Here is a 17,841-nt window from a genome sequence, read left to right as displayed (position 1 = left end):
GGCCCATGCTGAATACCGCGACCAAGTCCGAAGCACCGGGCACCGAGCAGGAATTGACGGATGGTTTCCATCTCGTCATCGACGCGCTCAAGCTGAACGGCATCAACACCATCTATAATGTGCCGGGCATCCCGATCACGGATTTGGGCCGCATGGCGCAGGCGGCCGGTATTCGCATGATTTCGTTCCGCCACGAGCAGAACGCCGGTTATGCGGCGGGCATCGCCGGCTATCTCACCAAGAAGCCCGGCATCTGCCTCACCGTTTCCGCGCCCGGCTTCCTCAACGGTCTCACCGCGCTCGCGCACGCCACCACCAACTGCTACCCGATGATCCTGATCTCGGGCTCCTCCGAGCGCGAGATCGTCGACCTCCAGCAGGGCGACTACGAAGAGATGGACCAGCTCGCGATCGCCAAGCCGCTGTGCAAGGCAGCCTATCGCGTGCTGCACGCCCAGGACATCGGCATCGGTCTTGCCCGCGCCATCCGTGCCGCCGTCTCCGGCCGTCCGGGCGGCGTCTATCTCGACCTGCCGGCAAAACTGTTCGGCCAGGTGATGAACGCCGATGCCGGCCGGAAGTCGCTGGTCAAGGTGATCGACGCGGCTCCCGCGCAGATCCCCTCGCCCGCTTCGATCAAGCGCGCGCTTGATGTTTTGAAGAGCGCAAAACGTCCCCTCATCATCCTCGGCAAGGGCGCGGCCTACGCGCAGGCCGACGAAGAGATCAAAACCTTCGTCGAGCAGAGCGGCATCCCCTTCCTGCCGATGAGCATGGCCAAGGGCCTCCTCTCCGACACGCATCCGCAGTGCGCTGGCGCTGCCCGCTCGACGGTGCTGAAGGAATCCGACGTCGTGCTGCTGATCGGCGCCCGGCTGAACTGGCTGCTCTCGCACGGCAAGGGCAAGAACTGGGGCGAAGCGCCCAAGAAATTCATCCAGGTGGACATCGAGCCCAGGGAAATGGACTCCAACGTCGAGATCGTCGCGCCGGTCGTCGGCGACATCGGCTCGGTCGTCTCCGCCTTCAACCAGGCAATGGCTTCGGGCTGGACCGCCCCGCCGGCCGAATGGACCAAGGCGATTTCGACCAAGCGCGAAGAGAACGTCGCCAAGATGGCGCCGAAGCTCATGAACAACAAGTCGCCGATGGACTATCACGGCGCGCTCGGCGTGCTGAAGAACGTCATCAAGGATCATCCCGAGGCGATCCTCGTCAACGAGGGCGCCAACACGCTCGACCTCGCCCGCGGCGTCATCGACATGTACAAGCCGCGCAAGCGTCTCGACGTCGGCACCTGGGGCGTGATGGGCATCGGCATGGGCCAGGCGATCGCGGCGGCTCTCGAGACCGGCCATCCCGTGCTCGCAGTGGAAGGCGACTCGGCCTTCGGCTTCTCCGGCATGGAGGTCGAAACCATCTGCCGCTACAATTTGCCGATCTGCGTCGTCATCTTCAACAATGACGGGATCTATCGCGGCACCGACGTCAACGGCGCCAACGCCGATCCTGCGACGACGGTGTTCGTCAAGGGCGCCCGCTACGACAAGATGATGGAAGCCTTCGGCGGCGTCGGCGTGAACGCGACCTCGCCGGACGAGCTCAAGCGCGCGGTCAACGAAGCGATGGCTTCGGGCAAGCCGACGCTCATCAACGCCGTGATCGATCCGGCCGCCGGTTCCGAGAGCGGCCGCATCGGCAACCTCAATCCGCAGAGCGTTCTGCAGAAGAAGAAGTAACCAGCCGCCGGGTCATTCCCCGCGCAAGCGGGGATCCAGTGATCGCCAGATCATCCCTGAGGCGAGCACTGAGGCCCAACTGAACCTTCAGCGAATACTGGATGCCCGCCTTCGCGGGCATGACGGAAACAGAAGAGTAACAGGAGCAACACGATGACAAAAGCGCTCGAGGGCGTTCGCATTCTCGACTTCACCCACGTCCAGTCCGGGCCGACCTGCACGCAGTTGCTCGCATGGTTCGGCGCCGACGTGATCAAGGTGGAACGTCCGGGTGTGGGTGACATCACCCGCGGCCAGCTGCAGGACATCCCGAACGTGGACAGCCTGTATTTCACCATGCTCAACCACAACAAGCGCTCGATCACGCTCGACACCAAGAACCCCAAGGGCAAGGAAGTTCTCACCGAGCTCATCAAGAAGTGCGACGTGCTGGTCGAGAACTTCGGCCCCGGCGTGCTCGACCGCATGGGCTTCCCTTGGGAGAAGATCCAGGCCATCAACCCGAAGATGATCGTCGCCTCGATCAAGGGCTTTGGTCCCGGACCGTACGAAGACTGCAAGGTCTATGAGAACGTCGCGCAGTGCACCGGCGGCGCCGCCTCCACCACCGGCTTCCGCGACGGCCTGCCGCTGGTGACCGGCGCGCAGATCGGCGACAGCGGCACCGGCCTGCATCTGGCGCTCGGCATCGTCACCGCACTCTATCAGCGCACCCATTCCGGCAAGGGCCAGAAGGTGACGGCTGCGATGCAGGACGGCGTGCTCAACCTCGCGCGCGTCAAGCTGCGCGACCAGCAGCGCCTCGCCCATGGTCCACTCAAGGAATACAGCCAGTTCGGCGAAGGCATTCCGTTCGGCGATGCCGTGCCGCGTGCCGGCAACGATTCCGGCGGCGGCCAGCCCGGCCGCATCCTGAAGTGCAAGGGTTGGGAGACCGATCCGAACGCCTACATCTACTTCATCACCCAGGCCCCGGTCTGGGAGAAGATCTGCGACGTGATCGGTGAGCCCTCCTGGAAGACCGATCCGAACTACGCCAAGCCGGCCGTCCGCCTGCCGCGCCTCAACGAGATCTTCGGCCGCATCGAACAGTGGACGATGACGAAGACGAAGTTCGAGGCGATGGAAATCCTCAACAAGGACGACATCCCCTGCGGACCGATCCTGTCGATGAAGGAGATCGCCGAGGACCAGTCGCTGCGCGCGACCGGCACCGTGGTCGAGGTCGACCACCCCACCCGGGGCAAGTACATCTCGGTCGGCAACCCGATCAAGCTGTCGGACTCCCCGAGCGATGTGGAGCGCTCCCCGATGCTCGGCGAGCACACCGACGAGATCCTGCGCACCGTGCTCGGCTTCTCGGACCATCAGGTCGCCGATATCCACAAGTCCGGCGCGCTTGATCCGCCGCAGAAGCAGGCCGCGGAGTAAGCGGGCTTATCTCACGACGCGAAAGGCCGCCGGCTTCGGCGGCCTTTTTGTTGATGCGGAAGAGCTGCATCGCACGATCGGCACGCTTGCCGCGCCGCGAAGGCTGGATTAAAGATTGGTCCGCGAGGAACTGATGCGGTGGCCGGCCGTTACTCCCTCGTCCGCCGTGCTCCCGGGAATGCGAGCACGCCCGGAAATGCCAGCATGTCATCTCCACAGCGAGTGCAGCACGCCTCGCAAAGATCTGCCTCACGCTGAAGAACTGGTCTCCTTCGTTTGCGAGGGTGGCAAGTCGGCCTTTCAGTTCAGGCACGGCGGCGGCGCGTCCGGCACTCGCCAGGACCACGCTCGTTGATTAAATTGAGGGCTTAAATGTCGAAAGATCAATCCTCTGATCGCGCCAAGCGTGAAGCCAACAAGGCGTTCAAGCCGGCGACAACGCAGAAGCCGATGAACGACTATGCGAAGGACCAGAATTCCTTCAACGAGAATCGCGAACGGCTGAAAGCGGAGCGATTGGCCCGGGAGGCGAAGCCGGGAAGCGGCTCTGAATAAGAGCGTCGGTCCCAGGCTCCGACCGCGGATTCCGCTGAAGGCGGGGCGCCGAAATCCGCCTGATCTACAGCATCGATAGCACGACGATTCCGTCTTCGACGGCACCAGAAGCGAGCTGCGCCCGCGCCACCCGCTCGAGCTCCGTCCGGTTCTTGCGAAGATAGCTGAAAGCCTGTTTCTGCGTCAGGAACGTCGTCGCAAGACGGCACATCTGTCGGCCCGCGCCAAGCGCGAGAAAGAAGGTGATGGTACCACCGCCATCCGACTTGATTCTAGGCACGACCCGCACTCTTGGGCATGTGGTCGGTCCTCTCCGAGTTGTCGTCGGCGCAATGGAAGGCAGCTATGGCGTCACCTTCTTCTTGCGCTTCGTTGGCGTGACCGCTGGCAACGATGCCTGAAGGGCGGCGTCTGCCGCTTCCTTGGCTTCGCGCAGCTCTCGAAGCCGCGCCATGTTCTTGCGAACATCGACGGCTTGCTTGCCAACATCAACCATCGCCCGGGCGCCTTCCTCAGCGGCCAAACGCTGACGGTTAGAACGCGCGATGCTTTCGGGTGACGGTTCGGCCGGTCTCTTGGCGCTCATTATTCACCCTGCTTTGCAACGGACAAAAACCCGCTCAATCCTGGGATCGAGCGGGTGGCATGGCCGTTTCAGTACATCCGTGAAACGGCACCAAGGCTTTAGGCCAGCGAGAGATTCTCAGCGCTGACCTTGCCCCGCATCTTGTCGGTCTTGAGCTCGAAGTTGACCTTTTGGCCTTCAGCGAGACCTGCAAGACCAGCCCGCTCGACCGCGCTGATGTGAACGAACACATCGTTGCCGCCGTCGTTCGGCTGAATGAATCCAAAGCCCTTCTGGCCGTTAAACCACTTCACAGTACCTGTCGTCATTTTCTTCTCCAAAGCGCATACGCGCAGGTTCCGCGTGATCGTCACGCAGAACAAATTCTATTCGTCGATGTCTATGGAAAAGGAGCCCGCGGGCGCATTCAACAAGGCACAGCGGCTGAACGAACAGCCTCAACGTATACCTCATCCTCGCCATTTGCAAGGCTTGACCGAATTTAACGCCTCGGGAGCCCGGCGGTAGGTCCAGGACGCCGCTACCGAGCACACTCATCATTCGCCGCCAGCTGCTCTGGGAGGGCTGCCGAGCGCCACATGCGCTCGACGGCGTTCTCCAATTCAGAACGCATGCATCGCAATAATGCATTTTTACAAAACGAGGGGGTGACCTAGGCTTGATCGAAGTCAAGCCGTACGGCTGCGCAATGAGGCGCGACGACGGAGGGATCGATACCGACCGATGCGGCTATTTTTTAATCAGACGTCGCCCTACGCCCGCAAGGTAAGAGTCGCCATTCATGAGCTCGGATTGAACGACGCGATTCAGTTTATCGAAGTCGACCCCTGGCTCGAGCTGCATCATTTCACCGACATCAACCCGCTCTCCAAAGTGCCGGCACTCGTTCTCGCCGACGGAACGCTTGTGACCGAGAGCGACACGATCGGACAGGCCCTGCACGATCTGACCATCGACTCGCGACTGATCCCGAACGAGCAGCCTGCACGACACCTCTGTCTTGGACGCGCTGCGCTGTATCAGGGCCTGATCGATGCAACCTTCATCTGCGCTATCGAAGGGCGCAGGCCATCGGAGATGCGCTGGGCGGATTGGGTTGCGCGTCAGGAGCGAGCGATTGCGCGGACGCTGTCATCGATTGAAGCTCGATTCGACCTCGATGACCGGCGCTTCGACCTCGGCGACATCGGGCTCGCCTGTGCACTTGACTACATCGATTTTCGCGCGGGGCATCTGTCATGGCGTTCCGAGAGACCAAGGCTTGCCGGCTGGTTTGAACGCGCGCGCGTTCGGTCATCCATGATCGCGACACGGCCATGCTGAGTTTCGAGCCCGGAACGGTCTTCAGCAGCCGCCACCTCGCCGATATTTTCAGCACCGCCCCGATGCGCACTATTTTCAGTGAGCGCAATTCACTTGAGTCCATGCTTCTGGTCGAGGTCGCGCTGGCGAAGGTTCAAGGGCAGCTCGGCGTGATTCCTGCCGAGGCTGCTGCTGCGATCGCCTCCGCTGCACGTACTGAACTACTCGATCTCAATGAATTGGCCGCGGGCACTTTGCGCGCCGGCTTGCCGGTCGTGAACCTGGTCGAGCAGTTGATCCGGCTCACCGGCGAACCCCATGGCGAATTCGTCCATTGGGGCGCCACGAGCCAGGACATCATGGACACCGCGCTCGTGATGCAGATACGCGACGCGCTCGAGCTCATCCACCGCGATCTGGAGCGCCTGATATCGACGCTTGCGGATCTGGCGCGTACCCATCGCGATACGCCCATGGTCGGCAGGACCAAGCTTCAACACGCGATCCCGATCACCTTCGGGTTCAAGGTTTCCGTCTGGCTGTCGGGCCTGCTGCGCCACAGGCGACGGCTCGCCGAACTCAAACCAAGGGTCCTGCAGGTCCAGTTCGGCGGTGCGGTCGGCACGTTCGCATCGCTCGGGGATGATGGCGACAGCGTCCGCGCTGCGCTGGCCAGCGAACTCGGACTCGGCGAGCCCCTGGTGGCATGGCACGCCGCGCGCGATGGGTTGGCCGAGACGGTTTGCCTGCTTGGCCTGATCTCGGCGACCCTGAGCAAGATCGCGACCGATGTCGTGTTGATGGCGCAGACCGAGGTCGGCGAAGTGCTGGAGCCAGGCGGCCAAGGCCATGGCGCCTCCAGCACCATGCCGCACAAGCGCAACCCGATCATCTGCGAGCAAATTCTCAGCACCGGACCGTCGCTGCGCCGGCTGGCAAGCGCCATGCTCGACGCTTCGGTCCACGACCATGAACGGGCGACGGGACCGTGGCAAGCCGAATGGTTGTTGCTGCCGAAAGCGTTCGTGCTGGTCTCTCGGGCCATGGACAACGCTGTTCGCCTCTGCAGCGGACTGGTCGTCAGACCCGATGCGATGCAGGCCAATCTTGGGCGGACACAGGGGCTCATCGCCGCCGAGGCCGTCATGATGGTGCTGGCTCCGCACGTCGGGCGCCATCATGCGCACGAGATGGTGAGTGCGGCATGCACGCACGCCATCGCTTCAGGCCTGACACTAGCCCAGAGCCTTTCGCGAGATCCGGCCGTGACGGCCCACATCGCCGTGCATGAGATCGAGGCGGCCGCGGACCCGGCCCGATACATCGGCCTGTCCGGCCGTGAGGTCGATCGTGTCCTCGCGGCGGTGCAAGGCGACGCCATTGATGCGGAGTGAGGCCATATGATTCTGAAACGCAAGCACACGGCCCTCGTCGCAGCTGCGGTGCTGACACTATTGAATGCGGCACACGCCGAGTCGCCGTTCCCGTCACGACCGATCACGTTGGTCGTCCCGTTCGCGGCTGGCGGCCCGAATGACGTGATGAGCCGGATCGTGTCCGAACACATGGCGCGAAAACTCGGACAGCCGATCATTGTCGAGAACGTCGCTGGGGCGGGCGGCACGACCGGCTCAACGCGCGTCGCGAAAAGCGCGCCCGACGGTTATACCCTCGTCAGCGGTCACGTCGGGACGCATGCGGCATCGGTCGCGCTGTATCCGAACCTCCGTTATGACCCGCTGGTTGATTTCACGCCGATTGGCCTGGTTGCGGAAACGCCGATCCTCGTCGTCGTTCGCCGCGACCTCGCCGCAGATAGCATGGCGTCGTTCATCGCGATCGCCAAGGCGCGTGGCCCGGACCTCACCTTGGGCCATGCGGGTGTCGGCTCGATCAGCCATATCAGCTGTCTGCTGTTCACCTCCGTGATCGGATTCAAGCCGGTGGAGGTGCCGTATCGCGGATCAGCGCTGGCGATGACCGACCTGGTCGCGGGCCGCAGCGACTTCAGTTGTGGACTGTTGGGCGACGTTCTTCCCTTCCTGGGTGACAACAATCTGCGCTTTCTGACCGTTTCGGCCGCCGCACGTGTTCCGCAATTGCCGGACACACCGACGTCCCGGGAAGCAGGGCTTCCACAGTTTGTCGCATCGAGCTGGTTCGCGTTCTACCTGCCGAAAGGCGCTCCCGACGCCATTCGCGACCGGTTCTCGGATGCGCTTCGCTCAGCGCTCGACGATGACGGCGTGCGCAAACGGCTCGAACTGGTAGGCTTGATCCTGCCCCCGCCGGACCAGCGAGGCCCCGAACCGCTCAAGCGGCGGATGACCGAAGAGATCGCGCGCTGGCAGGACATTGTCAAAACCGCGCAGATTCGACTCGATCAATAACTGCAACCGATGCAGTCGAGCGCGTGATCGCCGGCCAGCTTTCGCCGTCGGCGCCTCGCGCCGCAGGCGGGCGGAACATTCCGACGATTCCCGGCTACAATCTCGTATTCACCATGACGCCGCAGGACGTGGCGGCAGTTTGCCGGCCATCAATCAAAAAATTCGAAACGCCCTGTCGGATCGGGGGTATCTCGTCCGTCATCTAGACAGAAAGGGCAATAGACGCTGACGTCGAGCCCGGCGATTCATGAGGAAGATGATCATGCCCAGCACTGTTCGCCTGCACCGCGTTTTGACCACCAGCCCGGAGAAAGTCTATCGCGCCTTCCTGGAGGCGGATGCGCTGGCGAAATGGCTTCCGCCGAACGGCTTCACCTGCACCGTCCATCATTTCGAGCCGAAGGTCGGGGGTACGTTCAAGATGTCGTTCCGCAACTTCACGACGGACAACAGCCACGCTTTCGGCGGCGAATATCTCGAACTCGTCCCCGGCGAACGTCTGCGCTACACCGACAGGTTCGACGACCCCAATCTGCCGGGCGAGATCCAGGTCACCGTGATCCTGAAGAAAGTATCCGTCGGCACCGAGGTGGATATCACGCAGGCCGGCATTCCCGACGTCATCCCGCCGGAGGCATGTTATCTCGGCTGGCAGGAATCGCTGCGCAATCTGGCGAGGCTCGTCGAGCCTGAGATCAAGCAATAGCATCTGGAAGGACGAGGCGCGCACACAATCGCGCGAATGCCCTACGCCCCTGCCCGCGGCGCAATCCCGCCGCTTGCGGTCCAGCGGTCGGGGTCCGGGCTGTGTCCGATCAAAGCAAGACCGTAGGCGATCGACTCGAACTGATCGCCCGACATCAGCCGCTCGTTGCCGAACCGCTCGGCGAACAGTTTTCGGACAGCGGGCACGAAGGACGTGCCGCCGGTCAAAAACACCTTCTCGACCTCGCGCGCGGTGATGCCCGCTTCGCCCAGCACCTTGTCGACGGTGGCCCCGAGCCTCGCGATATCGTCGGCAATCCAGGCTTCGAAGTTCTTCCGTGTGATGGTCGAGCCAATGTCGACCCCGCCGCCCTTGAAGCGGAACTCCACCTGATCCTGCGCCGACAGCGCGACCTTGGCGTCGGACACCGCGCGGTACAACGAAAAGCCGAGGTCGAGATCGACGATGGTGATGAAATCCTCGAGCAGAGCCGGCTTCACCGCGGTGCGCGCAAGCTCCCGGAGCTCGCGCAGGTCGCCATTGCTCTTCATCATCGCGAGCTGATGCCAGCGCGCGAGATTGGTGTAGTGGCCGGTGGGGATCGGCAGCACCTTGTCGAACGACCGGAAGCTGGAGCCCTTGCCCAGCCGCGGCGAGACGACGTGATCGACGATGCGGTAATCGAACGTGTCGCCCGCAATCCCGATGCCGGCATGGCCGAGCGGCTCGGCGCGCAAGGCGCCGCCGGCACGCGAGAACCGCATCACCGAGAAATCGCTAGTGCCGCCGCCGAAATCCGCAACCAGCACGGTCGCATCGCGCTCCAGACGGCGGGCGAAGGAGAACGCTGCACCCACGGGTTCGTAGACATAGCGCGCGTGGCCGGCGCCAAGGCGCTCGAACGCGGCCCGGTAACGTTGCATCGCCAGCGCCTCGTCGGGATTGCCGCCGGCGAAGCGGACGGGGCGGCCGACCGTGATGGTGGACGTCTCGAAGCCGAATTTATCGCCGCCATGGCGCGCCAGGGTCCGCAGGAACGCCGCCAGAATATCCTCGAACTTGTAGCGCTGCCGGAACACCTGGGTGGTGTTGAAGCTGGAGCTCGCGGCGAAGGTCTTGAACGACTGGAGGAAGCGGTAGACATGCCGTCCCTCGAGGAACGTCTCGATCGCCCACGGACCGCCTTCGGCCTGGGCGCCGGCTCCCGGCCGGTCCTCCCAGAAGCACAGCGCCGATACGAAGACACTGTGGCGCTGTCCGCCATGATCGAAGCGGATGGCCTCCACCCGGCGGTCGTCCGCCGCAAGGGCCACGACCGTGTTGCTGGTCCCAAAATCGATGCCGATCGAGACGGCGGGCGAGGCGCTCGACATGAACCACTCTGACAGATGATTGGAAGGGGGCAGACCACTAGCGGCTTCGCGCACCGCTGCCAAGGCTCCGTTTTTTGGACATCGGCGGTCAAATGATAGAGTTTCGGCGGGGTTGGGGCATATCGCGCTCAAATCGGCCGATTTAACGGATTGTTATGCTGCAATGCGAAGAGCTAAATGCTGCTATGCAATGGCATGCATAGACTTTGGCATCTGGTATACATAGATTGCCCTTCGAAATGAGACAGCACTGCTGACCGTCTCAAGAAAGGGATTCCGATGTCCAAGACCGCTTCCGTCGCTCTCGCCCCCTCCTCCTCGCTGTTCGCCCGCCTGATGGCCACGATCGACCGCCTCCTGATGGCGAGCGCCAAGATCTCGAACCACAACGGCGACCTGCCGCGCTTCGGCCTGTAAGCCGGGCAGCCTCCCCCGCCGCCGCGCTGCGGGACGGTTTTATATCGGTTTGCATACGACTTTTGATGAATGGCCCCGGATGACGGGGCCATTTCTACTTGTGCTGTCCTGAGTCGCAGCCGCAGCCGGGTGCGGTCCTGCGACATTTGCGCACGGTGGCCGGACCAGCGCTTGAAGCTTGGCATAATGCATACAAGAATGCCCCTCCAGCGCTCGCAGAAAAATTAGAGGCGCCACGGGAGGCTTTATGACGGACATGGTGCAGGCAACGGCCCCAACCGCCGCGCGCGTTAGCGACACGTATCGCTGGGCGCAATTGGCGGTCGGTGTCGCGGCGATGGTGATGATCGCCAACTATCAATACGGCTGGACGTTCTTCGTCCCCGACATCCAGAAGAAGTTCGGCTGGGATCGCGCGTCGATCCAATGGGCCTTTACGCTGTTCGTGCTGTTCGAGACCTGGCTCGTGCCGATCGAAGGATGGTTCGTCGACAAATACGGCCCGCGCCTCGTCGTACTGGTCGGCGGCGTGCTCTGCGCCATCGGCTGGGCCATCAACGCGCAGGCGACCACGCTCAACGGCTACTATCTCGGCATGATCGTCGCGGGCATCGGCGCCGGCGGCGTCTACGGCACCTGTGTCGGCAACGCGCTGAAGTGGTTTCCGGACAAGCGCGGTCTTGCCGCGGGCATCACGGCTGCGGGCTTCGGTGCAGGCTCTGCGCTGACCGTCGCGCCGATCCAGGCCATGATCAAGGACAGCGGTTTCCAGACCACCTTCCTCTATTTCGGCCTCGGACAAGGCATCATTATCTGCATTCTCGCCTTCTTCCTGTTGGCGCCGAAGGCAGGCCAGGTGCCCAGCGTGGTGGCGAACGCCAATCTGCAGCAGACCCGCCGCAACTATCAGCCGACGGAGGTGCTGCGTCAGCCGATCTTCTGGCTGATGTACTTCATGTTCGTGATCGTCGGCGCCGGCGGCCTGATGGTGACGGCCAATTTGAAGCCGATCGCGGCCGACTGGAAGATCGACAACGTGCCCGTCACGCTGATGGCGGTGACGATGACCGCGGTGACCTTCGCGGCCACGATCGACCGCGTGCTCAACGGCTTGACGCGTCCGTTCTTCGGCTGGATCTCCGACATGATCGGCCGCGAGAACACGATGTTCATCGCCTTCGGCATGGAAGGTATCGGCATCTGGATGCTCTACCTCTGGGGCCACGATCCGCTCTGGTTCGTGCTGCTCTCGGGCTTCGTGTTCTTCGCCTGGGGTGAGATTTACTCGCTGTTCCCCTCGACCTGCACCGACACGTTCGGCGCCAAGTTCGCGACCACCAATGCCGGCCTGCTCTACACCGCGAAGGGTACGGCCGCGCTGCTGGTCCCGATCGGCAACTACATGCAGCAGTCGTCGGGCAGTTGGGACAACGTGTTCATCATCGCGGCCGGCGCCAACATCCTGGCCTCGGCGCTGGCGATCGCGGTGCTCAAGCCCTGGCGCAAGGTCGTGGTCGCGCAATCGACCGTCTGACGCGCTGCAAAAGCGCCTTCTCGCGCAAAACGCCCGGCCTCGCGGCCGGGCGTTTTCGTTGTGCGCGACGTTTTCATGAACCCGCCATTCCCAGACGGAACTCCGCATATTTTATCTGCGGCCCGCCAAGATAGGGCTTGCAATCTGGAATATGGTATACCAAGGTCGCAGCAGCGCTTGCGACGATAAGCCACAATATTGCGACATCAGGTCATCTTGCAACCGGTGTCGAAGCAGACAGGCGCTTGGGAGGTTCTTGATGATTTCCAGCACCGATGGCGCTGTCACGGCCGCGCCTCTCCGCACAGGTTTCCGTTGGCTCCAGCTGGTTATGGGCATCGTCTGCATGGCGATGATCGCCAACCTGCAATATGGCTGGACGCTGTTCGTCGATCCGATCGATCACGCGCACCACTGGGGGCGCGCCGCGATCCAGCTCGCTTTCACCATCTTCGTCGTCACCGAAACCTGGCTGGTGCCGATCGAGGCCTGGTTCGTCGACAAGTACGGCCCGCGCATCGTCATCATGTTCGGCGGCGTCATGATCGCGCTGTCGTGGATTCTCAACTCCTATGCCGATAGCCTCACTTTGCTCTACGCGGCCGCGATCATCGGCGGCATGGGCGCGGGCGCGGTGTACGGCACCTGCGTCGGCAACGCGCTGAAATGGTTTCCCGATCGTCGGGGCCTTGCCGCCGGTGCGACTGCCGCCGGCTTCGGCGCAGGCGCTGCGCTCACCGTCGTGCCGATCGCGACCATGATCGCAACGAGCGGCTATCAGCACGCGTTCCTCACCTTCGGCATCGGCCAGGGCGTGATCGTTTTCGTGCTCGCCTTCTTCATCCAGCCGCCGCGGATCTCGATCCCGCCGAAGAAGAAGCAGCTCAATCTGCCGCAGACCAAGATCGACTTCACCCCGCCCCAGGTGCTGCGGGCCCCTATTTTCTGGGTGATGTATCTCGTTTTCGTCATGGTCGCCTCCGGGGGCCTGATGACCGCGGCGCAGATCGCCCCGATCGCGCACGACTTCAAGATCGCCGACACGCCGGTCACGCTCGCCGGCTTCCAAATGGCGGCACTGACGTTCGCGATCTCGCTCGACCGCATCTTCGACGGTTTCGGACGTCCCTTCTTCGGCTTCGTCTCCGACACGATCGGCCGCGAGCACACCATGTTCATCGCCTTCGGCACCGCCGCGCTGATGCTGCTGACGCTGTCGGCCTATGGCCACGTGCCTATCGTCTTCGTGCTCGCCACCGCGGTCTATTTCGGCGTGTTCGGCGAGATCTACTCGCTGTTCCCGGCGACCTGCGGCGACACCTTCGGCTCGAAGTTCGCAACCACCAACAACGGCATGCTCTACACCGCGAAGGGGACGGCATCCCTGCTCGTTCCGCTCGCAAGCGTGATCTCGGCCACCTATGGCTGGAAGGCCGTATTCGTGGTCGCGGTGGCGCTGAACGCGACGGCGGCGCTGACGGCGCTGTTCGTGATCAAGCCGATGCGCCGCTCCTTCATCCTCGGCAAGGAAGCCGAGGGCGCCAACGCCGCGACCGGGAACGCCAAGACCGAGACGGCATAACGAACACGCACCTTGCACGGGTGAGACAGGGGCGCAGCGATGCGCCCCCTTTCTTTTTGGCTCACGGCAAACGTCAGCATGACTGCCGCAAGATTTTTCGGATCAGCCAAATCGAATGCTTGACGATTGGCATTATGTATACCACACTTGGTTCATCATTCACCCAGGGAGGTTGCAATGCTGGTCGGAGACATTCTGCGCAAGAAGACACCGCGCGTTGTCACGGTGCGAATGAACGAAACGGTGGGTATCGCCGCCAAGCTGATGCGCGCCAACAATATCAGCGCGCTGGTCGTGAAGGACGTGGTCCGCTCCGAGGGTAATACCGCGGTCGGCATGTTCACCGAGCGCGACGTCGTGCGCGCCGTTGCCGAGCACGGCGCCAATGCCGTCAACGTCAAGGTCTCGCAGCTCGTCTCGGTGCAACAGCTCGTGTCCTGCACGTCGAGCGACACGATCGAGCACGTCCGCCATCTGATGAACCGGAATCACATCCGGCACCTCCCCGTCATCGACGACTACAGCCTCGTCTCCGTCATCAGCATGCGCGACATCGCATCCTTCATCGACGAAGCGATCAACGGCACGCCGCAAGCAGCTTAAAGCGCCTCACTTCCCCTGCGACTACCGGACCCGGCTCGGACCCTTCCGAGCCGGACCGGATCTTTCGTCCCGAAATCCGGCTTCCGCTGCTTCGCGAGGATTCCATGAAGATCTGCATCTACGGCGCCGGCGCAATCGGCGGATATCTCGGGGTTCAGCTCGCGCGCGCGGGCGCCGACGTCAGCCTAGTCGCACGCGGCGCACACCTTGCCGCGATGCGCGAGCGCGGCCTGACGCTGCTCGCGGGCGAGGAGAAGCACACCGTGCATCCGCGCTGCACCGACGATCCCGCCGAGCTCGGCGTGCAGGACTACATCATCATCACGTTGAAGGCGCACTCGATCACCGGCGTGATCGAGACGATGCAGCCGCTGCTCGGGCCCCACACCCGCATCGTCACCGCCGTCAACGGCATTCCCTACTGGTACTTCTACAAGCATGGCGGCCAATACGAGAACGCGACGCTGGAGAGCATCGACCCCGGCGGACGGCAGTGGCGCGAAATCGGCGCCGCGCGCGCCATCGGCTGCATCGTCTATCCCGCCACCGAGATCGAGGCGCCCGGCGTGATCCGTCACGTCTACGGCAACAACTTTCCGCTCGGCGAGCCCTCCGGCGAGATCACCCCGGACGTGCAGCGCCTCGCCGATCTCTTCGTCGCAGCCGGGCTGAAAGCACCGGTGCTCGACCGCATCCGCGACGAGATCTGGCTCAAGCTGTGGGGCAATGTCTGCTTCAACCCGATCAGCGCACTCACCCATGCAACGCTCGACGTGATCTGCACCGATCCGGCCACCCGCGCGCTGTCGCGCGCGATCATGATGGAGACGCAAGGCATCGCCGAGACGTTCGGCGTCAAATTCCGCGTCGACGTCGAGCGCCGCATCGAAGGCGCCCGCAAGGTCGGCGCGCACAAGACCTCGATGCTCCAGGATCTCGAGCGCGGCCGCCCGATGGAGATCGACCCGCTCGTCACCGTCGTGCAAGAGATGGGCCGCCTCACCGGCGTCGCCACCCCCGCGCTCGATTCCGTGCTGGCGATGGTGACCCAGCGCGCCCGCATCGCCGGTCTCTACGACGGCATCTCGACGCCATCAGATCCGCGCGCACTGGCGGTGGCGTGATGGCTGGCGAGGTCAAACAATGGCTCCGCTTCCGCAAGAGCGGCGCGACCGGCTTCGGCACGCTGAATTCGTCAAGCATCAGCGTTCATGAGGGCGAGATGTTTGGCCGCCATGCCGCCACGGGCAAGACGCTGGCGCTGTCGGAGGTCGAACTGCTCGCGCCCTGCGCGCCCAGCAAGATCGTCGCGCTCTGGAATAATTTTCACGCGCTCGCGGCCAAGCTCAACCAGCCCGAGCCGCCGGAGCCGCTCTACCTCCTGAAGGCCACCACCAGCATCACGACGCCCGGCGCCGTGATCCGCCGCCCCTCTCATTACGACGGCAAGACTACCTATGAAGGCGAGCTCGGCATCGTCATCGGCAAGGCCTGTGCCCGGGTGTCGCCGGCGGAAGCGGACAGCTTCATCTTCGGCTACACCTGCGTCAACGACATCACCGCCAACGACATCCTGACCAGCGACCCGACCTTCCCGCAATGGGCGCGGGCCAAGGGCATCGACGATTACGGCCCGTTCGGCCCGGTCATCGCCACCGGTCTCGATCCGGCCAAGCTGGTGGTCCGTACCATCCTCAACGGCGCGGAGCGGCAGAACTATCCGATATCGGACATGATCTTCACCGCGCAGGAGCTGGTCAGCCGGATCTCCCACGACATGACCCTGCTTCCCGGCGACCTCATTGCCGTCGGCACCTCGGTCGGCGTCGGCGTGATGAAAGAGCCCGTGAACACGGTAACCGTCGCGATCGACGGCATCGGCGAGTTGACCAACGAGTTTCGGCTGTAGCGCACTCTGTCATTCCGGGGCGGTGCGCAGCGCCGAACCCGGAGTCCATCGGGCGTCAGAGACTGCAGATCAATGGATTCCGGGCTCGCGCCGCGCGCGCCCCGGAATGACGCGGAGGAAGCGCCCCACCCCGCGTCGGGAAACCCCCGCAACCCGCGCCGCCCCTCCACCGATCGGCTGACGCGGCCGGCCGTGGATCGCGCTACCGGGAAACCTCCGGCAAGCCCCGCGGCCCTTGATCTCGGTTCCGCTCTCCAATAGCAACTATGGCGATAATGTGCCGGCGTGAGGAAGTCACGATGTGGCTGTTTTTCCTGGTTGCCTGGTTTGTTCTGCTCACCGCCATCGCGATCTTCGCCCAGCAGGCGCTCGGTTACGATTTCGGCCACCTGCCTGCCTGGTTCGGAGGCCTGCCCGTCCCGCAGCGTATTGCGACCGGCGCGATCCTGGCCCTGGCGCTGGCGTTGATTGGCGCCTCCGCCTGGCGGCTCTCGCGCCAGGACCGGCGCCTCGACACATTGCGCGACCGCCTCAAGAAGACCCGCGAGGACGTCGTCGTCGCCCACGCCCTGCAGAACCATCTCGACGCCACCGTCCAACACCTGATCGAGAGCGATCCCCGGGAGGCCGTCTCCGCCCTCGACGACAAGCTGGGCGAGACCGAGCAGCGCGCACTGCTCCAGCGCGGCCGCAACGAATCCACCGACATGCACGACCAGCTCGCCGCAATCCGCCGCCGCCAGCAGGAGCTGCGCGACATGGTCGGCAAGGTCGCCGAGCAGCGCCGCGCGGTGGAGCCGGTTTTCACCGAGATCCGCGACCGCCAGAACCAGCTCGAACGCTCGCTGCACGACCTCGAGACCGACGATCGCAAGAACAACCTCGCCGACCGGCTCCAGGACATCGCGCGCGACGGATCGATGCTGCTGTCGCGGGTCGGCACGGTCCAGAACACCTTTGCGACCCTGAACCAGTACAAGGAAGATCTGGCGAAGTCCCACGCCGAGCTGGTGCCGCTGCGCGCGTCGGACGCCGGCCTCAATGCCTTGATCGGCGAGCTGGGCCTCGGTCATGAGCGCCTCGCCAAGAGCGTCGACGAGCTCGAAACCGGCGGCGAAGCCCCGCTCGGCGCCCGCGTCGCGACGCTGTCGAAGAACAAGATCGAGATCGAGCAGCGCCTGGCCCGCATCGACGACAGCTTCCACATCCTGAAAGGCATCGGACTCGACTTCGAAGAGCTCGGCCAGCGCCAGGCCCAGCTCGAACGCTCGCTCGCGGGTGTCGAGACCGACGCCGACGGCAAGACGCTTGCCGACCGCCAGAATGCGCTGAACGATTTTGTGCTCCAGTCGCGCCAGCGCCTCGGTGCGTTACAGGAGACGCTGGCGACACTGAACGCCTTCCAGACGGAGCTGTCGAAGTCGCAGGCCGACCTCCTCCCGCTGAAGGCGCCCGTGTTCGGCATCGAGGCCCTGATCGCGGACGTCGGCACCACGCGCGATCTCCTTGCCAAAACCGTCGGCGAGATCGAGGCGAGCGGCGACGTCACCCTCGCCTCTCGCGTCGAGGCACTGACCAGGAGCAAGCGCGAGGTCGAAGACCGCCTCGCCCGCATCTTCGACAATTTCAACGCGCTCGACGGCTTGCGAAAAGACATCGGCGGCATCTTCTCGACGATCCGGAATAGCCTGAACCGGATCGGGTGAGCCTCGTA

At 63.6% G+C, this 17,841-nt stretch carries 18 protein-coding genes; 14 read left to right on the top strand and 4 right to left on the bottom strand.

The window, feature by feature from the left end:
* Positions 1 to 5: 5 nt before the first annotated feature.
* The 3 genes from oxc to ABIB66_RS02785 all read left to right on the top strand — a co-directional run bounded on the left by oxc (position 6) and on the right by ABIB66_RS02785 (position 3,725).
* Positions 6 to 1,739, top strand: coding sequence for an oxalyl-CoA decarboxylase (gene oxc / locus ABIB66_RS02795; protein WP_275167702.1), 1,734 nt, complete (start codon positions 6 to 8; stop codon positions 1,737 to 1,739).
* A gap of 153 nt (positions 1,740 to 1,892) precedes the next feature.
* Entirely contained in the window at positions 1,893 to 3,170 is a 1,278-nt protein-coding gene (frc, locus tag ABIB66_RS02790; protein WP_354254092.1) for a formyl-CoA transferase, read from the top strand.
* Positions 3,171 to 3,542: 372 nt separating this feature from the next.
* Complete coding sequence (locus ABIB66_RS02785; protein WP_275167705.1) at positions 3,543 to 3,725, top strand: hypothetical protein; 183 nt, start codon at positions 3,543 to 3,545, stop codon at positions 3,723 to 3,725.
* A 64-nt stretch (positions 3,726 to 3,789) separates the two neighbouring features.
* Here the strand turns inward: ABIB66_RS02785 and ABIB66_RS02780 are convergent, their stop codons facing one another.
* The 3 genes from ABIB66_RS02780 to ABIB66_RS02770 form a co-directional block, all read right to left on the bottom strand.
* Entirely contained in the window at positions 3,790 to 4,014 is a 225-nt protein-coding gene (locus ABIB66_RS02780; protein WP_275167706.1) for a hypothetical protein, read from the bottom strand.
* 54 nt (positions 4,015 to 4,068) lie between these two features.
* Positions 4,069 to 4,311, bottom strand: a complete 243-nt coding sequence (locus tag ABIB66_RS02775) for a transcriptional regulator (protein ID WP_275167707.1) — start codon at positions 4,309 to 4,311, stop codon at positions 4,069 to 4,071.
* Between the two features lie 98 nt (positions 4,312 to 4,409).
* Entirely contained in the window at positions 4,410 to 4,619 is a 210-nt protein-coding gene (locus tag ABIB66_RS02770) for a cold-shock protein (RefSeq protein WP_007593324.1), read from the bottom strand.
* A 415-nt stretch (positions 4,620 to 5,034) separates the two neighbouring features.
* On the opposite strand from ABIB66_RS02770, the gene ABIB66_RS02765 reads away from it, so the two are divergent.
* The 4 genes from ABIB66_RS02765 (at position 5,035) to ABIB66_RS02750 (ending at position 8,709) form a co-directional block, all read left to right on the top strand.
* Positions 5,035 to 5,634: a glutathione S-transferase family protein gene (locus ABIB66_RS02765; protein WP_354206717.1), complete on the top strand. Its 600-nt coding sequence runs from the start codon at positions 5,035 to 5,037 to the stop codon at positions 5,632 to 5,634.
* On the top strand, positions 5,628 to 7,007 hold the full coding sequence (gene pcaB, locus ABIB66_RS02760; protein WP_354206719.1) for a 3-carboxy-cis,cis-muconate cycloisomerase: 1,380 nt from the start codon (positions 5,628 to 5,630) through the stop codon (positions 7,005 to 7,007). Before ABIB66_RS02765 ends, pcaB begins: the two co-directional genes overlap by 7 nt.
* Positions 7,008 to 7,013: 6 nt before the next feature.
* Positions 7,014 to 8,003 (top strand): Bug family tripartite tricarboxylate transporter substrate binding protein, encoded by a 990-nt coding sequence (locus ABIB66_RS02755; RefSeq protein ID WP_354056117.1) that lies wholly within the window; start codon positions 7,014 to 7,016, stop codon positions 8,001 to 8,003.
* A gap of 262 nt (positions 8,004 to 8,265) precedes the next feature.
* Entirely contained in the window at positions 8,266 to 8,709 is a 444-nt protein-coding gene (locus tag ABIB66_RS02750) for an SRPBCC family protein (RefSeq protein WP_354056119.1), read from the top strand.
* A 41-nt stretch (positions 8,710 to 8,750) separates the two neighbouring features.
* Here the strand turns inward: ABIB66_RS02750 and ABIB66_RS02745 are convergent, their stop codons facing one another.
* A complete protein-coding gene (locus tag ABIB66_RS02745; protein WP_354206722.1) occupies positions 8,751 to 10,082 on the bottom strand; it encodes an Hsp70 family protein in 1,332 nt (443 codons plus the stop codon).
* Positions 10,083 to 10,361: 279 nt separating this feature from the next.
* Between ABIB66_RS02745 and ABIB66_RS02740 the strand changes: the two genes are divergently transcribed.
* The 7 genes from ABIB66_RS02740 (at position 10,362) to ABIB66_RS02710 (ending at position 17,833) form a co-directional block, all read left to right on the top strand.
* Positions 10,362 to 10,499 (top strand): hypothetical protein, encoded by a 138-nt coding sequence (locus ABIB66_RS02740; RefSeq protein WP_007608347.1) that lies wholly within the window; start codon positions 10,362 to 10,364, stop codon positions 10,497 to 10,499.
* A 247-nt stretch (positions 10,500 to 10,746) separates the two neighbouring features.
* On the top strand, positions 10,747 to 12,033 hold the full coding sequence (oxlT, locus tag ABIB66_RS02735; RefSeq protein WP_275167713.1) for an oxalate/formate MFS antiporter: 1,287 nt from the start codon (positions 10,747 to 10,749) through the stop codon (positions 12,031 to 12,033).
* A gap of 259 nt (positions 12,034 to 12,292) precedes the next feature.
* The gene (gene oxlT, locus ABIB66_RS02730; RefSeq protein ID WP_354254090.1) at positions 12,293 to 13,615 is read left to right on the top strand and encodes an oxalate/formate MFS antiporter; all 1,323 of its coding nucleotides are present in this window, start codon (positions 12,293 to 12,295) and stop codon (positions 13,613 to 13,615) included.
* Between the two features lie 177 nt (positions 13,616 to 13,792).
* Positions 13,793 to 14,218, top strand: a complete 426-nt coding sequence (locus ABIB66_RS02725) for a CBS domain-containing protein (protein WP_354056124.1) — start codon at positions 13,793 to 13,795, stop codon at positions 14,216 to 14,218.
* A gap of 104 nt (positions 14,219 to 14,322) precedes the next feature.
* A complete protein-coding gene (locus ABIB66_RS02720) occupies positions 14,323 to 15,342 on the top strand; it encodes a 2-dehydropantoate 2-reductase (protein ID WP_354206728.1) in 1,020 nt (339 codons plus the stop codon).
* Entirely contained in the window at positions 15,342 to 16,127 is a 786-nt protein-coding gene (locus ABIB66_RS02715; protein WP_354206730.1) for a fumarylacetoacetate hydrolase family protein, read from the top strand. Before ABIB66_RS02720 ends, ABIB66_RS02715 begins: the two co-directional genes overlap by 1 nt.
* 299 nt (positions 16,128 to 16,426) lie before the next feature.
* Positions 16,427 to 17,833 (top strand): coiled-coil domain-containing protein, encoded by a 1,407-nt coding sequence (locus tag ABIB66_RS02710; protein WP_354254088.1) that lies wholly within the window; start codon positions 16,427 to 16,429, stop codon positions 17,831 to 17,833.
* Positions 17,834 to 17,841: the final 8 nt, after the last annotated feature.

Source organism: Bradyrhizobium sp. F1.13.3, from assembly GCF_040548265.1.
Taxonomy (GTDB): Bacteria; Pseudomonadota; Alphaproteobacteria; order Rhizobiales; family Xanthobacteraceae; genus Bradyrhizobium.
This window is presented reverse-complemented; position numbering and strand designations above follow the sequence as displayed.